The sequence below is a fragment of the Chitinophaga sp. genome, from assembly GCF_017745275.1.
GTDB lineage: Bacteria > Bacteroidota > Bacteroidia > Chitinophagales > Chitinophagaceae > Chitinophaga.
The window spans coordinates 1,085,054-1,104,714 of record NZ_JAGHZS010000001.1 but is presented as its reverse complement, the minus strand read 5'-3'; the positions used below and the strand labels follow the sequence as shown (position 1 = coordinate 1,104,714).

Genomic DNA, 19,661 nt, shown 5'->3' with positions numbered 1-19,661 from the left:
ATTAAAAAATTAGTAATATGATTGTTGCTGATAAAATTTACTCCATATAAGCTACCGGGTTACCTCTTGGGATTTGCAGGAAAATCATGTACTTTTGCGACTTCTTTTAAATTACTCGTTTTTTATACTTAAATACATGCAAACCACCGTAGAAATTGCTGAACAGCTAGGACTTACCGCTGACGAGTTTGAACGAATTATATCTATTTTAGGCCGTACCCCCAACTTTACAGAATTAAGTATGTATTCTGTAATGTGGAGTGAGCACTGTTCCTACAAAAACTCAATCGTTTGGCTGAAATCCCTGCCACGCGACGGAGAAAGACTGCTGGTAAAAGCAGGTGAAGAAAATGCCGGTCTGGTAGATATTGGCGATGGCTATGCAGTGGTATTTAAAATTGAATCGCATAACCACCCTTCCGCTATCGAACCTTTCCAGGGCGCTGCTACAGGCGTAGGTGGTATTCACCGCGATATCTTCACCATGGGCGCAAGACCAATTGCTGCCCTGAACTCCCTGCGCTTCGGTAATATTAATGATAAGAAAACCCAGCACCTCGTAAAAGGTGTGGTGCATGGTATTGGCCACTATGGTAACTGCTTCGGCGTTCCTACCGTAGGTGGCGAAGTATATTTCGAAGACTGCTATGGTACCAACCCTCTGGTAAACGCATTCAGCGCCGGTATCGTAAAAGTAGGTCAAACTGTTTCCGCTACTTCCCACGGTGAAGGCAACCCTGTTTTCATTGTAGGTTCTGCTACCGGAAAAGATGGTATTGGTGGCGCCTCCTTTGCTTCTGCCAATATCACAGAAGACAGCGTGGAAGACTTACCAGCAGTACAGGTAGGTGATCCATTCCAGGAAAAGAAATTACTGGAAGCCTGCCTGGAAATCATCAAAACCAACGCTATCGTTGGTATGCAGGATATGGGCGCTGCCGGTATCACCTGCTCTACTGCGGAAATGAGCGCTAAAGGTGAACATGGTATGCATATCTGGTTAGATAAAGTACCTACCCGCCAGAAAGATATGAAAGGCTGGGAAATGCTGCTGAGCGAAAGCCAGGAGCGTATGCTGATCGTAGTAAAGAAGGGTGAAGAAAAAGCAGTACTGGATATCTTCGAAAAATGGGATCTGCACTGCGTACAAATCGGTGAAGTAACCAAAGATAAAAACCTGAAGTTCTATATGAACGGCGAGCTGGAAGCAGACGTTCCTGCTGAAAGCCTGGTACTGGGTGGCGGCGCTCCCCAATATCACCGCGCTTACACTGAACCAGCTTACTTCGCTAAAGTAAAAGCATTCGACATTCAGAATATTCCTGATACAGACAACCCACAGTTTGTAGCAGAAAGAATGGTAGCACTGCCTAACATCGCTTCCAAACGCTGGATCTACAACCAATACGATAGCATGGTAGGTACGGCTAACGCCAGCACAAATGCTCCAAGCGATGCGGCTGTTGTGCTTGTAAAACCAACTAAAAAAGCATTGGCAATGACAACCGACTGTAACGGTCGTTATGTATTTGCTGATCCTCATAAAGGCGGACAAATCGCGGTAGCAGAAGCTGCCCGTAACATCGTTTGCTCTGGTGGTGAACCAGTGGCTATCACCAACTGCCTGAACTTCGGTAACCCTTACGATCCGGAAGTATACTACCAGTTCGTACACGCGGTACAAGGTATGGGTGAAGCCTGCCGTAAGTTCAACACACCTGTTACCGGTGGTAACGTGAGCTTCTACAATCAGTCGCCAGACGGACCGGTATATCCAACCCCAACCATCGGTATGGTGGGTATCCTGGATAGCATGGACCAACGCATTACCCTCGATTTCAAAGAAGAAGGTCACCTGGTATATCTCATCGGCCGTAGCCGCAACGACATCGGCAGCTCTGAATACCTGCACAAAATCATCGGTATAGAATATAGCCCTGCACCGCATTTCAACCTCGAAGAAGAACTGCAGCTGCACAAGGCTATTGCTAAACTGAACAAAGCCGGACTGATCCGCTCTGCACATGATGTAAGCGATGGCGGTTTATTCATTACCCTGCTGGAAAGCGCTATGCCACAAGGCCTGGGCTTTGAACTGACAACCAACAATAAATTCCGTAAAGATGCTTACCTGTTCGGTGAAAGCCAGAGCCGTGTAGTAGTAACCGTTAGACCGGAAGATAAAGAGAAGTTCGAAGCGCTGATGCATAGCCTGGTAGACGCTTCAGATAACTCTGTTCGTCATGAAAAACTGGGGGTTGTTACCGGCAGTCACATCAAAGTAAATGGTGAAGACTGGGGTACCGTAGCTACCTGGAAACATACTTACGATACAGCTATTGAAGAAATTATGAAGAAAGCATAAAGCATAAAGCTGAAAGCATAAAGCTATAAAAGCGAATGACCTGAGCGTATGAGTTTAAATACTCGCTCAGGTCATTCGCTTTTATAGCTTTATGCTTCCCTAAAATGAATACTTAAATCCTATGTTAAACCTGGCACCACTGCCTTTAATATAAGAATCCGTGCGTACCCTGCCTTGCGACATTACCGGGTAGTAGTCGGCATTCAGCAGGTTATCCACACCCAAACGAATAGCCATGGCCTTATTGAAACGCCAGGCGGTATACAAATTAACGAGAGAGAAATCACTGACTGGTCCGTTACCGAGATCATATTGCTTTGTAGTAGGATTAACGTCAAAGCGTTTACGTACGCCGGAGTAGATATAGTATACACCCAGGTCCCATTGTTTCAGCGGAGTGTAATTAACATTCACCGTCATCTTATCCGGAGAAATACGGGTAGTAGGTAGCCAGGTATGCACACCGTTTACATCTTTTTTGCCTTCCACATGCGCGTAGGAAGCATTGGCCGACAACTTTGACAGGAACTGGTAACCGGCCGTTAATTCAAAGCCTTCCACTCTTTCAGGAGCACGTTCCGGCACAGCTACCCCGTTTACATCTTTCAAACTGGTACCCAGGTTGGAAGTACTGATAAAATAAGCACCGGAAGCGTTGAATTTGCCAATGTTACTGTTGAAACCTGCTTCATAGTTGTTGGTAATAATGGCTTCTGTTTCAATCGTTTTAATGCTGGTAGCCCCGTTAGATACGGCTTTGGCCAGGCGCAGGGTACGGCCCAGGTCATACAGTGAAAAGCTCTGTGAATAACTTACGAATGGGTTAAATACCGGGAATTTCGTATAACGCAGGCCGGCATTAAATACCAGCGCTTCATAAGGCAGGTTGCCGCCTTTTACAAATACACCGCCGGCATAGTTGCCGAATTTAATGGTGGTATAATCAGGAATGTTCAGGGAAATATTTTCATACCGTACTCCTGCTTTTACCAGGAAATCTTTAAAGAGATAGGTTTTTAACTGTGCATATGGAGCATAGTTCTTCATATTCATCTCCGGCACAAACCCACGGCCATCAGTGAGGGGCTGGGAGGTTTTGTCGTTCAGGATGTCCACACCCCAGGTTACATCACCGAATACATTGGGATGGAAATTGAATACAGTATTAAAGTTTACCCTTGCCCCCATTTTTTTGGAAACAATCGCTGAGTTGCCAGGGGGCGCATAGAAATCAGAATATTCAAAAACGGTATAAAAGCTTTGGTAGTAAAGGTTTACGTTCAGTGATGTGTTTTTGAAAATGTCTTTGTTGGTATAATTAATATAGGCGTTATGGTTATAGGGAGTACCTTGTCTGTCGCCCGGATTACTACCTTTTACGCCAATAATGGGGGCTTCTCCAAATTTGCCGGTCGAAGAGTCTACGTAGCTGCTGTATTGCATGGTACGGTAGTAGTTATACATTACTTCTATGCGACTGCTGGCATTGATATCATAACCGAGTTTTGCGAAGAGGTTGATGTTTTTATTTTGTGCGAGCGACTGGAAAGGAGCTATAACCATCCCATCCGCATCTTTTACTACGCCGGTTTGTTCATAGGCGCCGCTGGCTACATAATCGAATTTGTTGAGTTTGCCGGTAAAGTTTTGTGAGATGCGCCCACCAATGGTGTTGGAGGGATGCAGGAGGGAACCGGCGCTGCTCACATCGGTAGTACCGCTGAAACGCTTGTTAGGATTAGCTTTAATGGTAATGAAGTTAACGATACCACCATCAGCGCCGTTGCCGTAAATGGCGGTGGACCCTTTAATTACTTCTACTCTTTCAATAACGGAAACGTCTATACTACGCATGTCTTTATCGCCGTTGCGCAGCGGGGTAGATTGTGGAATACCGTCAATCATAATGAGCATGCCGCGTCCACGCAGGGTTTGACCTTTGTTGGTGGAAGTATTGGTACCCAATGTCAGACCAGGTACATTCATGCTGAGCAACTGGTTGATGTCTGTAGTGATGGCGCTTTGTTCGCGTAGTTGTTTCCCGGAAATAATCGTAATCGAGGAAGGCACGGTACCCAGTGTTTCCTTGTTACGGCTGGCGGTGACTACTACTTCGTTGAGACCCACATCCGAAGGTTGAATAGTGAGCTGCAGGGAATTGGTACCTTCTTTTACGGTAACGGTTTGTTCCAGTGTCTGGAAGCCAATGCCGGCTGCGAGTAAAGTATAAGTACCTGGTTTTACGTCGTTGATGGTAAACTGACCATTGGCGCCGGTTACCGCGTGTTTTTGTGTGCCGGAAAGATAAATCCTCAGCAGTGGAACTGCTGTTTGTGCGGTATCTTTTATAGTGCCTTGTATGCTTTGTGCAGCTAATTGTAAAGTAGCCATTATAAACACCATCCCCAAAACAAAAATCTTCTTCATATCTGTCTATATCCTGTTGTGTATTTTAATAATATATTTTCTGCGGTACCAGATCAGGAAACCTGAAATGGAGAGTACGCCGGGCGTTAAGGCAAGGAGTGAATAGATGATTTTCAGTAAGATGCCACCGTAGTTGCCGAAATGGAGTGGAGCTATGCATGCATTGAATTTATCTCCAAAGGAAGCTTTGCTGAAGTTCACCGTTTTTTTAACAGTGCCGTCGGCATTGATAAATACAGAGGAAGCATACTCGCCAAAGAAGGCAGACTCCCGGGCATGTCCCAGTATCCGGATCGGGTCTCCTGCTTTTTTGGGAGGACGAACCCCCATGATTTTGAAGCCGGGTATGCTGGCCTGTGCTTTTATCAGCAGGGGTTCATAATCGCCGGAGAAAGGAGCGGAGGTCAACACGGCTTTGGAATTTTTCTGGCTGTCCACCACTTTTAGTTCTATCATAAAGCCGGTGAAGGAGATGAGGAGGTTAAATAGCAAGGCCCACACACCTACGATGCGGTGGAGGTTGCGCCAGCGCCGGGTACGGTTATGCCATTCCAGCTTTACCCGGAAAGTCAGCACTTTTATCACGGCGTTCCGGTAAATAAACAGGCCGGTTAATACAGAAAGAAATAGCCCTATTCCTGTTATAAGTATGATAATAGCCCCTGTTTTGCCATTCAGCAGGGTGAAGTGCAGGTATAGCACATAACCCGTAAAATGGTCGGTATTGGTATATTGCTGTAATATTTTACCGGTATATGGATTTAGGAAGATGTATACCTTGTGGTTGGCTGTATACTCCGCTCTCATCACGATGCTTTCATCCGGGGCTTGTGGTAGCCGGATAACGAGGAGATAAGGATTACCGGAAAGCGATTTATGGGCGTTCTGCATCAGCTCCTGCAGAGGTTTTGGGGTAGTACCGGGTGTAACATGATAGGCTTCGGCGTAGAGTGCATGGTCTATTTCATCACTGAAAACAAGCATGCTGCCGGTGATGCTTAGCATCAATAGCAGGATACCGGCTATCAGGCCGGTGATCCGGTGTACCCGGAAAAATTGCTTACTCCATTGAATTTTCAATACAAATCCGTTTAATAAATCCTTATCAGTTGATAATGTCCAGTTGGCGGAACAACGAATGTGCTATAAACGTTGCATTCCGCTTTGCTTTTTACCTGCCGTGACGGTTAAAAGCCTGAATATGTTTTGCTTCCGCCGCAAAGTTATCACGGAGTGCGGGGGAAGTTGTTACGCAAAAGGGAAAATTTTTAATCAGATTAGGAAAAAAGAGCCCTTTTTACATTTGAGTGATATATTACCGCAGTGTTAATCTTTAACAACCCGTTAACAAAATCCAACGGATGTGTTATAAAAAATGCTAAAATCTCACCTATTTTTGATAAGCATCAATGAAAAGAAATACTGAATTAAAATAAAACCTATTTTATAAAATATTTGGAATCACTTGGTTATTCCAATTTCTATGAAAACCATTTGTTCTCTACCATGTCCTGATGAAATCTTAATGAAAAATTACACCTAGTGAAAGAACGATTTGAAGTAAGGGCTGATTAACATCAGCCCTTTTGTTTTCCCTCAAAGGAATGAGCAGCAAAGATTTTTCGCTCCTTATTTACGTTCCTTTGAATATTTGGCTGCCTTTACTACCTTTTGCTCTGCCTTTTCCCGTTTTAAATAGAAAAGCCTTCCTGACGAGCAGGAAGGCTTTTAATATGTTGAAAAAGTGACGGTTATACTACCGGGATTTCGGCTACCTGATAAACTTTTTCATCCAGTTTAGCCTTGGTTTCGCTGAACGCTTTGAGGGTCAGTTCAATATCCTCATCGTTGTGAGCAGCGGTTGGGATCAGGCGGTAAATGATTTGTCCTTTAGGGATGACCGGGTATACCACGATAGAGCAGAAAATGTTATAGTTTTCACGCAGATCGAGGCACATCGCTGTTGCTTCCGGAATATCGCCCTGCAGGTAAATCGGAGTTACCGGGGAATTTGTTCTGCCGATATTGAAACCGCGTTCTTTCAAACCATTCTGCAGTTTATTCACATTATCCCACAGTTTCGCTTTCATTTCAGGATGCTGGCGCATCAGCTGTACACGTTTCAGGTGTCCGATAACGATTGGTAATGGAATAGATTTAGCGAAAATCTGTGAGCGCATGTTGTAGCGCAGGTAGTTGATGATTGCTTTCTCACCGCTGATGAAAGCACCGATAGACGCGCCGGATTTCGCGAAGGTATTGAACAGGAGGTCAATCTTGTCCTGTACACCTTGCTCTTCACCAGTACCGGCACCGGTTTTACCCATGGTACCGAAGCCGTGGGCATCATCTACCAGCAGGCGGAATTCATATTTATCTTTAAAAGCAGCAATTTCTTTCAGTTTACCCTGGTCTCCGGCCATACCAAATACGCCTTCTGTTACCACGAGAATACCACCACCCTGGGTTTTAGCCAGTTCAGTAGCGCGTTTCATCTGCTTGTCGAAATCTTCCATGTCGTTATGCTTGAATACATAACGTTTGCCCGGGTGCAGGCGTAAACCATCCAGGATGCTGGCGTGGCATTCTGCATCGTATACAATTACATCTCTACGGCCCACTATAGCATCAATCGCACTCATGATACCCTGGTAGCCATAGTTTAATAAAGTAGTAGCTTCTTTGCCCATGTAGTCGGACAATTCATTTTCCAGCTGCTCGTGGTAGTTGGTGTTACCACTCATCATACGCGCTCCCATGGGAGACGCCATGCCGTAATCAGCGGCGGCTTTCGCATCAGTAGCCCGTACTTCCGGGTGGTTGGCTAACCCCAGGTAGTTGTTAAGGCTCCACACAATTTTTTCATTGCCCCGGAATTTCATGCGGGGACCTATTTCTCCTTCCAGTTTAGGAAATGCGAAATAGCCATGGGCTCTGTCTGAATGTTCCCCAATAGGGCCCAGATGTTTCAGCAGTTTCTCGAAAATATCCATACGATATATTATGTAATGGTTAATTCATTCCATTTAAAATGGACACAAAGGTATTAAAATATTAGTTTTTGTAATCTTGGTTTACATTTGGCATCTGGCTGCAAACAACTTATTTGTTACTAAACAGCACCTTATCTCGTTGTATTTCAGATACTTTTAAATATTTACAATCTAATGAAATTTACACATTTCCTGACAGGTGTCCTGCTGTTCTCCACTTCAGTGGTACATGCGCAAAAAGCAACCTCACCAAAACCATTTAACCACCACGCGGCTGCTAAATCTTCCAAAATGTCTGCCAAACCAAAGCTGGTAGTAGGCGTAGTGGTAGATCAGATGCGCTGGGATTATCTTTACCGCTATGGTAACCGCTATGGCGCCGGTGGATTTAAACGCCTGTTACAGGAAGGTTTTTCCTGTGAAAATACCCTTATTAATTATACCCCTACTATTACTGCCTGCGGCCATACCTGCGTGTATACCGGCTCTGTGCCGGCCATTCATGGTATTATCGGGAATTCCTGGTATAGTCCGGAGTTGGGTCGCACGGTATATTGTGCTGAAGATACCACTGTTACTACTGTTGGCAGTACTTCTGCCGCCGGTAAAATGAGTCCGCGCAACATGCTGGTGACCACCATCGGCGATGAACTCCGCTTATCCAACAATTTCCAGAGTAAAGTAGTAGGCGTGGCTATTAAAGACCGCGGCGCTATTCTGCCGGCTGGTCACAGTGCCAATGCGGCTTTCTGGTACGATGGCAGCACCGGTAACTGGGTAACCAGCACCTGGTATATGAAAGAATTACCAGCATGGGCACAGGAATTCAACCAACAACAGTATCCTAAGCAATACCTGAGCAAACCGTGGACTACCCTGTACCCGGTTTCCACCTATACCCTCAGCACCGCCGACGAAAAACCTTATGAAGGCAGGTATAAAAACGCTACCAATACGGCTTTCCCACATACTCTCGCCGATATTTCCAATACCGCTATTTCCGCTTCTCCATTTGGAAATACTATGACACTGGAATTTGCTAAAAAGGCCATGGAAGCTTATGATATGGGCAAAGGAGATGTAACGGATTTTATGGCAATCAGCCTTTCTTCTACAGACTACGTGGGGCATCAGTTTGGACCTAACTCTATAGAAGTAGAAGATACATACCTGCGACTGGATCAGGACCTGGCCACGTTGTTCAAATACCTGGACGCCCGCGTGGGTAAAGGCCAGTATCTTTTCTTTATCACCGCAGATCATGGCGTGGCCCACGTACCCGGTTTCCTGGAAGAAAATAAACTGCCTGGTGGCACCTGGGATGAGCAGGCAGCAGTAAAAGATCTGAACGAGCAGGTGGCGGCTAAGTTTGGCGTGAAAGGCATTGTGAAAGGATCTGATAACTACCAGTTATGGCTGGATCACGATGCGGTTGCAGCAGCAGGCAAGAATGAAAATGAGATCCGGCAGTTTATGATAGCCCGTTTGTTGAAATCGCCGGCTATTGCCAAAGCTTTCCCGGTAGAAAACCTGATGGTCACCAATTTACCGGAGCCGATGCGTACAATGATGAATAACGGATTTAATACCAAAAGAAGCGGAGATATCCAGGTGGTATTGACTCCTGGCTATATTGACGGCGGTAAAACCGGTACCACACACGGTTTATGGTATCCGTATGATGCACATATTCCGCTGGTATGGATGGGATGGGGGATTCAACCCGGTAAAACCAATCGTACTGTTGGTATGACAGACATTACACCAACGCTGGCAGCATTATTACGTATTCAGATGCCCAGTGGTAACGTAGGGCAGGTAATACAAGAGATTACCCATTAAATTTTTTTTGCTTAGATTGCCATAAGGAAAATTACGAATTACGAATTACGAATTACGGAGTTGTGGGAAGACGGAATGATTATCTTCTTACAGATCTCCTTACAGGTCCGTAATTCGTAATTCGTAATTCGTAATTCTTTCTTTATGGCATTTTCTTTTTTAGAATATTCAGTTACTGAGCGTGTGGCTACCATTGCCCTGAACCGGCCGGAGAAGCGCAATGCGCTGAATGGTCAGCTGGTAGAGGAGCTAAGGGAAGCTTTTCGTGCTGCGGAAGCCGACGAAGCAGTCAAAGTAGTAGTATTGAAAGGAAATGGTGAAGCATTTTGTGCAGGTGCCGACCTGGAATACCTGCAACAGCTGCAAAAAAATACTTACGATGAAAATCTCGCTGATTCCCGCGAATTGATGCAGCTATTCCGGGAGATCTACCATCTTGACAAGATTGTAATTGCCCAGGTGGAAGGACACGCCATAGCAGGAGGCTGCGGGCTGGTAACACTCTGCGACCTGAGTTATGCCGTACCGGAGGCCTTAATGGGTTACTCAGAAGTGAAGATTGGATTTATTCCCGCCCTGGTAGCGGTTTTCCTGGTTAGGAAAATAGGGGAGGGGCGGTCCAGGGAATTGTTATTAACCGGGAAACTGGTAACCGCTGAAAAAGCCGCTTCCGATGGCCTGATTACCGCGGTAGTACCAGCAGCAGAAATAAGTACCTATGTAGCTAAAATAGCCAGCAGCCTGTGTAAGGACGCCTCGGCCAACTCTCTGAAAGTAACCAAAAAATTGATTGGCACAGTGTTGGACTTACCATTAACGGATGGGTTGCAGCTTGCTGCAGAATTGAATGCTGCTACCCGTGGGCATGACGACTGTAAACGCGGTATCGCCGCTTTTTTAAACAAAGAAAAGTTTACCTGGTAGTTAGTTTATCCGCCTTAACTATACCACCATTCAACTAATACACCACACTATGTTCTACCGGTTGTTATTCACTTTTATCCTGACCTGCTGTGCGGGTTCATTACTGGCGCAACGCATAGTTTCAGACGCGAAAATTGTATACAAGATGGAGTTGCCGCCGGAGCAGTTGCAAATGGATGCTATGCTGGAAGGCAGCACCTTTACGCAATATCTGCGCGGACCACTGAGCAGAATAGACATGAATTTTAACATTGTTCACTATACTTATCTCATTAACAGCAAAACAGAAAGTATGACCACGCTGATTGACCAGCATGGGAACAAATACCTGATCAGGGCCGGAAAAGAGCAGTACAACAAGGATTTAAAGCAGTATGAGAATATACAATTCAAAGACCAGGCGGAAACAAAGGACATCGCCGGGTATACCTGCAGAAGAGCAATAGGCACTATGCCGGATGGGCAAACATTTGAAGTGTTTTACGCAGTAGACCTGGTGCCGGAAAACCGGCAATATAATCGTCGTTTTGTGAACCTGAAAGGGATACCGCTGGAATTTGAAATCCTGACTAAAACAGGTGCTAAAACCAGGGTGATTGCCACCAAAATAGATTTATATCCAATTCCTGCTTCTTATTTCGATGTGCCTAAAACGGGATATAAAGAGGTGAGCCAGGAGGAGTTGAAAAATATGTAATTGTTGATTTTTCGGAAGATATGATAATTTTCGGAGGCTTAACGGGGCATCAATGGATGCCAGGAGTGCGTTGTCCGGTTTGATATCTTCCGAAAAAATATCGGACCAAGCAGGTATGATGTATCCCTATTCGGTTATTGTTAGATTGGTTTTCCCGTCTTTTTTGGAAGATTTAATCGTTTTTTGACCCAATGCTGCCAACCAAGCTGTTCTCCTTCACATGAATGAAAAAGAAGGCCAAATAGCGCCGGTTCATATCTTCGGGTGTAAGTGTCCCTTCTCTTGGCGGATCGCTGTAAAAAAGGGTTTTAAATGCGTATAGTGGCCATTGGGGTAAATTGAGGCATAAGTAATATCTGTGCGTGTCACTTCTCCCGAAAAATATAAAAAACGGAAAATAAGGGCAAAAAAAGAGCCGGTTATTAACCGGCCCATATTGTAATTGAAGAAACGTAGAATTTATTATCCCTTTTTGAGTGGCAGAATGATCTGCAACTTCTGGAAGTTCATATTACCTGGCGGTTGTGACTGCACCTGGACATTGGTAGGCACCACATAGGTGACATTGCCCTTGGTGTAGGTACTCACCGCTTTCAGATTAATTACATTATTGTAGTTATTAACAACATTATTGGTATTAAACTTAAAGGCAGAGCTGAACGTTCCGGAATAACGGTAGCCTGCATCCAGGCTTAAACTCGTCTTCGGAATGGCGGTAGTCAACTCAAAATGAGGACTATCGGCCGTTTTTTTCGTTTTGTCTTTATTATTATCGGAGGGCAAAAAGCTATTATTTGCCAGCGCATTGAGAGCAAAAAACGCCAAAGCGCCCGCTAACAAGCAAGACAATGAAAAAGTGCGTGATATGTATGTTTTCGCTTTCATTGTAACACAAATGTACAAACTTTTTGATATATTATATAACAAATTCTTAACGCAAGATACGATTAAATCACAAAGAATTGTTAAAAAATATTTAAAAGGTTGTAAAGCCCCCGGATTTGGGCACAAATAAAAGTACTATATTTACATTAATGAGTAAAGACTTTTCCTTTTTAAACGAAGATTTTGATGATCTGAGAGACTTGTTGCAGCAGTTTGAAAACCTCAGGGCTGGTAAGTCTCATTCTTTTTTGGACGAAGATTCATTTGAGCAGATCATAGACTATTATGACGAGCATGACGAAATGCCGATCGCATTGCAGGCCGCCGAAATAGCCATCGAACAATTTCCCTACTCTTCCACCTTACTGCTAAAAAAAGCCAACTTACTGATAGAAACCAAAAAGTATAAGGAAGCCCTGGATTTACTGGAAAAAGCAGAAGTACTCGACCGCACTGATATTAATCTTTATATACTTCAAACGGATGTTTACCTGGCGCTGAATCAGCACCAGAAAGCCGCCAGTGTGCTGGAAGAACAGATAGAGCAATTTTCAGGGGAAGACAGGACCGAATTATTACTGGAGCTGGCGGATGTGTATGACGACTGGGAAGAATTTGAAAAAGTGTTTGATTGCCTGAAAATGGCCCTGGAATACGATCCCAACAGCGAGGAGGCCCTGCATAAGATCTGCTTCTGGACGGAGTTTACCGGGCGCAATGAAGAAAGTATCCGCCTGCATACCGCTATCATAGATGAACATCCTTTTAATCAGCTGGCCTGGTTCAACCTGGGTACGGCGTTTCAGGGATTGAAGTTGTATGAAAAAGCGATAGACGCCTACCAATATGCGGTAGCTATCGATGAAAAATTCGATTATGCCTACCGGAATATGGGGGATGCGTATATCCGCCTCCGTAAGTATGCTGACGCTATAGAAGTGCTGCAGAAACACCTGGAAATAGCCAAACCGGAGGATGTGATCTATGAGGCGATTGGCCATTGCTACGAAAGACAACGCAAATTTACACAGGCCCGGTATTACTACCGTAAGGCATCGCATCTGAGCCCTAACGACGATAAATTGTATTACAAGATCGCCGTGGCATACATGATGGAAGCTAACTGGGAAAATGCGGTGAAATCATTGCTGAGCGCCCTGAAAATCAACAAAACCAACGCAGAATATAATATGAGCCTGGGTGAGTGCTACCTGGAGCTGGGTAAAAATAAAGATGCACTGGTTCATTTTATGAATGCAGTACGTACCCGGCCCAAGAGCGCCGTTACCTGGCAGGAGCTGTTAAAAGGATTATATGTGTCCGGATTCCTGGAAGAAGCCCTGGTACAGTTGTCTATAGCGGAGGAAAAGGCCGGCCGCAAGCCCATATTTGTCTATTACCGGGCCGCCATCCTGATTGCTATGGGGAAAACCAAAGAAGGACTGTTGCACCTGGAAACTGCCCTGCAACAGGCGCCTAAAATTGTTAAAAAGCTCGTAGAGCTTGACCCTGCTGTGTTACAGCATGTGAGTGTGGTCGATTTGATTGCGCAATATCGCCGCAAACGTTAACCAGTGTTATTTACTTTAATAAAATAAAGTATACTTCTTATTTTTGCGCCGGCTTTTAATTGTCATGGACAAAAGTCAACAGTATTTCCGGTTACTAAAATTGCATCTACGCTATCCCGAAGTGCCTGGCGAAAATTAGTATGTGTTTTACTGACCAAATAAGAAGATAAAAATATTTCAAATGAATTTTAATCTGACACAAATCCCGGAAAGGACAAAGAAGCCCCGCACGCATGGATTGACCATGGTAATGGATAAGGGGCTGAGTTTGGAAGAAGCACGAAATTTTTTATCCGCAGCAGGTCCGCACATTGATATCCTGAAACTGGGTTTTGGCACTGCCTTCGTAACGCCTAACCTGCGCGCAAAAATTGAACTTTACCAGGCGGCAAATATTCCCGTATACTTTGGTGGTACTTTGTTTGAAGCCTTCGTTATCCGTAACCAGTTTGATGAATATATCAAGGTAGTAAAGGATTTCGGCATCAACTACATGGAAGTATCTGATGGCTCTATCACCATCCCGCATGCAGAAAAATGCGGTTACATTGAAAAATTGTCCAAAATTGGATTGGTACTGAGTGAGGTAGGATCTAAAGATGCTGAACACATCATCCCTCCTTATAAATGGATTGAACTGATGCGTGCTGAACTGGCTGCCGGCGCTACCTATGTAATCGCTGAAGCCCGTGAAAGCGGCAACGTGGGTATTTATCGCGGTAGCGGTGAAGTACGTGAAGGCCTGGTACAGGAAATCCTGACCCAGATCCCTGCTGAGAAAATTATCTGGGAAGCGCCTCAGAAAGCCCAACAGCTTTACTTCCTGGAACTGGTAGGATGCAATGCCAACCTCGGTAACCTCGCACCCAATGAAGTGATTTCCCTGGAAGCCATGCGTATCGGCTTAAGAGGAGATACGTTTAACCTGTTTTTAGATAGAGAATAGTTATTACAAATAATTACGAATTACGAATTACGAATTACGGATTTGTGGGAAGATGGTAAACGCGAATATTATCCGCTATTATCTTCTCACAAATCCGTAATTCGTAATCCGTCATTCGTAATGCTAATCATGGCTTCATGAAGATTTACGGACTCATTGGCTACCCGCTTAGCCACTCTTTTTCCAAAGGATTCTTTAAAGAGAAGTTTGAAAAAGAACAGATCACTGATTGTGTGTACGAAAACTTCCCGATTCCCGGTATTTCCGGGTTTACGGCCCTATGGGAACAACATCCGCAATTACATGGACTCAATGTAACTATACCATACAAAGAAGTTGTAATCCCTTTCCTGGATGACCTGAGTAAAGCAGCCGCGCAAATAGGTGCTGTGAATTGTATTCATTTAAAAGATGGCAAGAAAACCGGCTATAATACGGATGTAATTGGGTTTACCAAATCGCTGCAACCCTTGCTGCAACCGCATCACACGCAGGCGCTTGTACTTGGTACCGGTGGCGCGGCCAAAGCCATTATGTACGCGCTGGAGCAACTTAATATTACCTATACTGTTGTAAGCCGGCAGGCAGGTAACGGTACTATTACTTATGATGCCCTGGATGAGGCCACCATGGCTGCACATACCATTATTGTAAATACTACCCCTTTAGGGATGTATCCTAAAACAGATACCTTCCCTGAAATACCTTATCAATACCTCACTGCCCGTCATCTGCTGTATGACCTGGTTTACAATCCGGCAGAAACTGCCTTTTTACAACGTGGCGCTGCACAGGGAGCGGCCATTAAGAATGGCCATGAAATGCTGATCCTGCAGGCAGAAGCCTCGTGGGAGATATGGACGGAGCAGAAAGCATAAAGCAGAAAGCAAAAAGCTATTGCAGCGGATGATTAAAGCGTATAAATATTCGCAATGATCATCCGCTGCAATAGCTTTTTGCTTTCTGCTTTATGCTTTCTGCTTCCCCGCTTTATTGGGGTTTAATCATATAATACATACAGGTGGTAACGAAATTCCTGAAGAAAGGAATCGCTGCAATTGGCTTCCACTGCACTCTGGCGCTTACCCCGAATTTATATTTGTAAATAGGGTTGATCAGGTAGAAACGACGCTGTGTAATTTTATACTGCTGCCGCTTTACAATGCGTTCAAATCGTTCAATGGAAATACCAGTAGATTTTACGTCCATGAGATCCACAACTACATCGTCGCCTTCACCAAACATGCGCAATACACCTTTGTACAAGGGTTTGGGCAGGAGGTGAATATAGGGAACCATGCTGAGGAATTTGTTTTTACAAATCTGCTGATGCCCTCCGTGAGGCATGTACCAGGGTGGGAACCCGAAATATACCTGCCCGCGCGGCGTGAGTAATTGTTTCAGGTGTCCAATAATTTTTTCCTGGTCAGGAATGTGTTCAATGGCATCTTTCAAAATAATTACATCAAAAGAATGCTGGAATTCTCCCAGGAAGTCGAGGTCATAAATGTTTTGGGCGATCAGCTTTAATTGTCCGCCATCCAGGTATTTTTGAAGGAAGTTTTTCGCCAGTTCGATACGGTCAGGTGCAAGATCCACGCCTACACAATTACAGCCTTTTTCCAGGAACGGGATCAATACGCCGCCTTCTCCACATCCTACCTCCATTACCCGCAGGCCCTCCAGTTGGGGGAATTCCTGCTGAATGAATGGCAGTACGTAGTCGCGCGAATTATCTACCTGTTGCTTGTGCCGTAGTGTTGCGTCTAAGTGATGTTCTAATGCCATGTATTTGAAAATTGCGTGAATTTAATAAAAAGCTGCTAGCTTTTAGCATTTGCTCACAGCCGCTGCCTGATTCACTAAAGCCAGGCGCTAATGGCTAACAGCTATTTCCTATCTTTGCGGCATGCAAACGAACGAAAATATTAATTACCAGGAAGGAGCAGTGATATTGATCAATAAGCCACTGACATGGACTTCTTTCGATGTAGTGCGTAAAATAAGGAACACCACCAAAGCTAAAATAGGTCATGCCGGCACACTGGACCCGCTTGCTACCGGTTTGCTTATTTGCTGCACCGGGAAAATGACTAAAAAAATTAATGAATACCAGGCGCAGGAAAAAGAATATACCGGCACTTTTACTTTAGGAGCTACTACACCTACTTTCGATAAAGAATCTGAACCGGAGAATTTTAAAGATATCAGTCATCTCGATGAAGCCGCTATATTAGCAGCCACACAGCCTTTTATTGGAGAAATTATGCAGTTCCCTCCCATACATTCTGCCATCAAACAAAATGGTAAGCCTATTTATTTGCTGGCCAGAAAAGGGGTAGATGTAAAAGTGGAGCCACGCAAATTGACGATCACCGAATTTGAAATCACCAAAATAGCACTGCCGGAAGTACACTTCAGGGTAGTATGCAGCACGGGGACGTATATACGTTCTTTGGCAAATGATTATGGCGCTACCTTGGGTTGTGGCGCTTACCTGAGCAGCTTGTGCAGAACCAGGATCGGTAATTTTAAATTGTCGGATGCTACTGATATGGCCGATTTCATTGCTGCCAACACGGCACCTAAAACGGATAACCAATAGCGATATTCCAGATAATATTATCTCTCCGCCATTTACCATCTTTCAAATCCCATTGACCTACATACCAGCCGTTTTTATTACCGGTAAAGTAAGGTACTTTCAATGGAATACCCCAATCCAGGCGGATGAGGAAGAAAGAGAAGTCTAACCGCAGGCCCGCACCGGTTCCTATTGCCAGGTCGTGATATAACTGGTTGAATTGGAATTCAGAGCCGGGCCTGGTGGAATCTTTCCGGATCATCCAGATATTTCCCATATCCAGGAAGGTGGCGCCTTTCAGGTTTACGCTACCTCCAAACATTCTCAACAGGTCGAAACGATATTCTATATTGCCTTCCAGCTTCATATCGCCGGTTTGGTCGGGGAAAGTTTGTGCGTTGGCGGAAGTGTCTTTATAAGCGCCGGGACCCAGTGTACGCAAGCGGAATGCCCGGATACTATTGGGGCCGCCGGAAGTAAATTGTCGTACATAAGGTAATACCTGTGAATAACTGTACGGTATGCCAATACCAGCATAAGCGCGGGTAGCCAAACCACTATGCAGGCCAAGTTTCCAGAAATGGCGATAGTCGGCTTCTACTTTTACGAAGTTGGAGATATTTACACTGGTCAGCGTTTCCAGGTTGGTTTTATGACTGGTAATGCTGTTCATAAGACTATTGATACCACTCAACCACAGACCGGATTCTTCTACATTTATCCTGAAATAGCTGTAGTGGCGCGGATGCAGCAGGTCCTGGTTGTTAAAAATGAAGGACACGCTTTCTCCACCAATTAATGCCGGCTCAAAGCTACGTCTCAGGTATGGGTTGGTATTTACGATACTGTCGCGGAAAGTAGGATTCAGGCTTACTCCCACATAGTTGAGGGTGATAGGCCGGATAATCCAGCGTTTGTAAGCTGTTTCATTCCAGTCGTAGCCATAAGAGGCATTAATGCTCTTTACGTCAAATTTTTCTATGCGCGACAGGTAGTTGGCACCCAGTGTTAACCGGGTTTTTACGTTCGACCTCGCAGATTGTTTAATATGAAATGGCAGGGCGAAACGTGGCCAGGTAAGGCTAACCTCTCCGCCAAATTGTTTGGCCTGGAGGTCCCATCCACCAGATTGAGGTTTTACCAGTTCTATACCAGTATTGAGGCTCATCCCAAACTGGGTAGCTGTTCTGTTTAAATTAATATGCCGGTAATTAAGTGTAATACCTGATCCCAGCGTATAGTCGGAGCTGTTACTTAACTCAAAACTAACCCCCAGTTCCTGTTTGCGGCGTGGAGTCAGGAATACATATGCATCCAGGGTTTTAGCGGAATCTTTAGGCTCTTTATATTGGAGGGTTACAAATTGCCAGATACCGATATCGTATAATTTATTGATGGTATTATTGTATTGCTGTATGGAATACGTTTCTCCCGGCCGCAGCAATATTGATTTGGAAAGAATTTTAGGTCGCAGAATTTCCTGGTGATAACGGATGTTAATATACTTGCGGTTGTCGTGTTTCAGCGTACTGTCGTCCGGGTTACTATTCAGTGAGAAGTCCGGGTACGCATATATCTTACCAATGTGGTATTGTTGCCAGGTGGTGAGGCTATCTTCCGGATTTTTGATGTGGATTTCCACGTCCATGGTTAGCTTTTCCCTTCCTTTATTTTCATTGAATATATTCACAAATCCCTCGAAAGGGTTGAGGCTATTGCGAAACAACGCCTTATTGAGGGTATCTACACTGTATTCAATAGCATCCCGGTTAAATTTATAGTAGCCGGCATCCCTGATGAGGCGGGTGAGCCTTTCCCTTTCACTGCCCAGTGTGGCGGATTTGAACACAACGCCTTTGCGTACCAGGGACAAGTTTTCATTGGCCTTTACGATATTTAAAATGGCGGTATCCGGAATAACATAGGTCACTTTGTCGATCACGAAGTTTCTGCCAGTGTTCACATGGTAAGTGACGCTGGTTTTTCTGCGTTTGATGTCGGACTCATAATTTACCGTAGCGTAGAAAAATCCCTGGTTACGGAGATAGCTGGTCATGCGGGTGACTGATTCCACGGACTTAGTAGAATCGTATACCACCGGTTCTTCGAGATTTCTTTTTGCCAGTACGAGGTTCCAGAACCAGTTTGATTTTTTCTCGTTATACTTCTGGTTATAGAGCCAAACTTTTATGCGGGTGGTCAGTAATTTTTTGTTGGGTTGCTGTGTCATCAGCGATTTGGAGGAGAGGGAACTGCGAAGGTCCTGTTTTTCAGCGTTGAGTATTTCTCCCTGTACATCTACTTTACTATTGGTGTAGAGTGTTTGATCTTTCTGGAGGTATTTGGTGTTGGAGCATGCTGCCAACGTGAATATTACCGCCAATAGCAGCCATTTTTTCAGCAGTAAAATTCTGGACTTGGGAAGCA

At 44.7% G+C, this 19,661-nt stretch carries 14 protein-coding genes; 8 read left to right on the top strand and 6 right to left on the bottom strand.

Annotated features, from left to right (window positions below; genetic code table 11):
- The first annotated feature begins 136 nt into the window (after positions 1-136).
- Entirely contained in the window at positions 137-2,365 is a 2,229-nt protein-coding gene (purL, locus tag J7623_RS04415) for a phosphoribosylformylglycinamidine synthase subunit PurL (protein WP_291917580.1), read from the top strand.
- A 99-nt stretch (positions 2,366-2,464) separates the two neighbouring features.
- Here purL and J7623_RS04410 read toward each other — a convergent pair whose 3' ends face one another.
- The 3 genes from J7623_RS04410 to J7623_RS04400 form a co-directional block, all read right to left on the bottom strand.
- Positions 2,465-4,792, bottom strand: a complete 2,328-nt coding sequence (locus J7623_RS04410; RefSeq protein WP_291917577.1) for a TonB-dependent receptor — start codon at positions 4,790-4,792, stop codon at positions 2,465-2,467.
- 6 nt (positions 4,793-4,798) lie between these two features.
- Positions 4,799-5,872 carry a PepSY-associated TM helix domain-containing protein gene (locus tag J7623_RS04405; protein WP_291917573.1) on the bottom strand — a complete coding sequence of 358 codons (1,074 nt, stop codon included), beginning with the start codon at positions 5,870-5,872 and terminating at the stop codon, positions 4,799-4,801.
- A 671-nt stretch (positions 5,873-6,543) separates the two neighbouring features.
- Positions 6,544-7,785 (bottom strand): pyridoxal phosphate-dependent aminotransferase family protein, encoded by a 1,242-nt coding sequence (locus J7623_RS04400; RefSeq protein ID WP_291917571.1) that lies wholly within the window; start codon positions 7,783-7,785, stop codon positions 6,544-6,546.
- 174 nt (positions 7,786-7,959) lie between these two features.
- Here J7623_RS04400 and pafA point away from each other — a divergent pair, with 174 nt between their 5' ends.
- The 3 genes from pafA to J7623_RS04385 all read left to right on the top strand — a co-directional run bounded on the left by pafA (position 7,960) and on the right by J7623_RS04385 (position 11,248).
- A complete protein-coding gene (gene pafA, locus J7623_RS04395) occupies positions 7,960-9,627 on the top strand; it encodes an alkaline phosphatase PafA (RefSeq protein ID WP_291917568.1) in 1,668 nt (555 codons plus the stop codon).
- Positions 9,628-9,771: 144 nt separating this feature from the next.
- Entirely contained in the window at positions 9,772-10,551 is a 780-nt protein-coding gene (locus J7623_RS04390; protein ID WP_291917566.1) for an enoyl-CoA hydratase-related protein, read from the top strand.
- Positions 10,552-10,600: 49 nt separating this feature from the next.
- On the top strand, positions 10,601-11,248 hold the full coding sequence (locus tag J7623_RS04385) for a hypothetical protein (protein ID WP_291917563.1): 648 nt from the start codon (positions 10,601-10,603) through the stop codon (positions 11,246-11,248).
- A 462-nt stretch (positions 11,249-11,710) separates the two neighbouring features.
- Here the strand turns inward: J7623_RS04385 and J7623_RS04380 are convergent, their stop codons facing one another.
- A complete protein-coding gene (locus J7623_RS04380; RefSeq protein WP_291917560.1) occupies positions 11,711-12,133 on the bottom strand; it encodes a hypothetical protein in 423 nt (140 codons plus the stop codon).
- 149 nt (positions 12,134-12,282) lie between these two features.
- Here J7623_RS04380 and J7623_RS04375 point away from each other — a divergent pair, with 149 nt between their 5' ends.
- The 3 genes from J7623_RS04375 to J7623_RS04365 all read left to right on the top strand — a co-directional run bounded on the left by J7623_RS04375 (position 12,283) and on the right by J7623_RS04365 (position 15,528).
- Positions 12,283-13,704: a tetratricopeptide repeat protein gene (locus tag J7623_RS04375; protein WP_291917557.1), complete on the top strand. Its 1,422-nt coding sequence runs from the start codon at positions 12,283-12,285 to the stop codon at positions 13,702-13,704.
- Between the two features lie 181 nt (positions 13,705-13,885).
- Entirely contained in the window at positions 13,886-14,650 is a 765-nt protein-coding gene (locus J7623_RS04370) for a phosphosulfolactate synthase (protein ID WP_291917555.1), read from the top strand.
- Positions 14,651-14,787: 137 nt separating this feature from the next.
- Entirely contained in the window at positions 14,788-15,528 is a 741-nt protein-coding gene (locus tag J7623_RS04365) for a shikimate dehydrogenase (RefSeq protein WP_291917552.1), read from the top strand.
- A 112-nt stretch (positions 15,529-15,640) separates the two neighbouring features.
- On the opposite strand, the gene J7623_RS04360 is transcribed toward J7623_RS04365, so the two are convergent.
- Positions 15,641-16,438: a methyltransferase domain-containing protein gene (locus tag J7623_RS04360; RefSeq protein WP_291917550.1), complete on the bottom strand. Its 798-nt coding sequence runs from the start codon at positions 16,436-16,438 to the stop codon at positions 15,641-15,643.
- Positions 16,439-16,559: 121 nt separating this feature from the next.
- On the opposite strand from J7623_RS04360, the gene truB reads away from it, so the two are divergent.
- Positions 16,560-17,255: a tRNA pseudouridine(55) synthase TruB gene (gene truB / locus J7623_RS04355; protein WP_291917548.1), complete on the top strand. Its 696-nt coding sequence runs from the start codon at positions 16,560-16,562 to the stop codon at positions 17,253-17,255.
- Here truB and J7623_RS04350 read toward each other — a convergent pair.
- Entirely contained in the window at positions 17,236-19,617 is a 2,382-nt protein-coding gene (locus J7623_RS04350) for a BamA/TamA family outer membrane protein (protein ID WP_291917544.1), read from the bottom strand. The genes truB and J7623_RS04350 overlap by 20 nt on opposite strands.
- Positions 19,618-19,661 lie beyond the last annotated feature (44 nt).

What these genes read in the sequence shown, in the direction of transcription:
- purL (WP_291917580.1), top strand. Translation starts at nt 137, where the DNA reads ATGCAAACCACCGTAGAAATTGCTGAACAGCTAGGACTTACCGCTGAC.
- J7623_RS04410 (WP_291917577.1), bottom strand. Translation starts at nt 4,792, where the DNA reads ATGAAGAAGATTTTTGTTTTGGGGATGGTGTTTATAATGGCTACTTTA.
- J7623_RS04400 (WP_291917571.1), bottom strand. Translation starts at nt 7,785, where the DNA reads ATGGATATTTTCGAGAAACTGCTGAAACATCTGGGCCCTATTGGGGAA.
- pafA (WP_291917568.1), top strand. Translation starts at nt 7,960, where the DNA reads ATGAAATTTACACATTTCCTGACAGGTGTCCTGCTGTTCTCCACTTCA.
- J7623_RS04390 (WP_291917566.1), top strand. Translation starts at nt 9,772, where the DNA reads ATGGCATTTTCTTTTTTAGAATATTCAGTTACTGAGCGTGTGGCTACC.
- J7623_RS04385 (WP_291917563.1), top strand. Translation starts at nt 10,601, where the DNA reads ATGTTCTACCGGTTGTTATTCACTTTTATCCTGACCTGCTGTGCGGGT.
- J7623_RS04380 (WP_291917560.1), bottom strand. Translation starts at nt 12,133, where the DNA reads ATGAAAGCGAAAACATACATATCACGCACTTTTTCATTGTCTTGCTTG.
- J7623_RS04375 (WP_291917557.1), top strand. Translation starts at nt 12,283, where the DNA reads ATGAGTAAAGACTTTTCCTTTTTAAACGAAGATTTTGATGATCTGAGA.
- J7623_RS04370 (WP_291917555.1), top strand. Translation starts at nt 13,886, where the DNA reads ATGAATTTTAATCTGACACAAATCCCGGAAAGGACAAAGAAGCCCCGC.
- J7623_RS04365 (WP_291917552.1), top strand. Translation starts at nt 14,788, where the DNA reads ATGAAGATTTACGGACTCATTGGCTACCCGCTTAGCCACTCTTTTTCC.
- J7623_RS04360 (WP_291917550.1), bottom strand. Translation starts at nt 16,438, where the DNA reads ATGGCATTAGAACATCACTTAGACGCAACACTACGGCACAAGCAACAG.
- truB (WP_291917548.1), top strand. Translation starts at nt 16,560, where the DNA reads ATGCAAACGAACGAAAATATTAATTACCAGGAAGGAGCAGTGATATTG.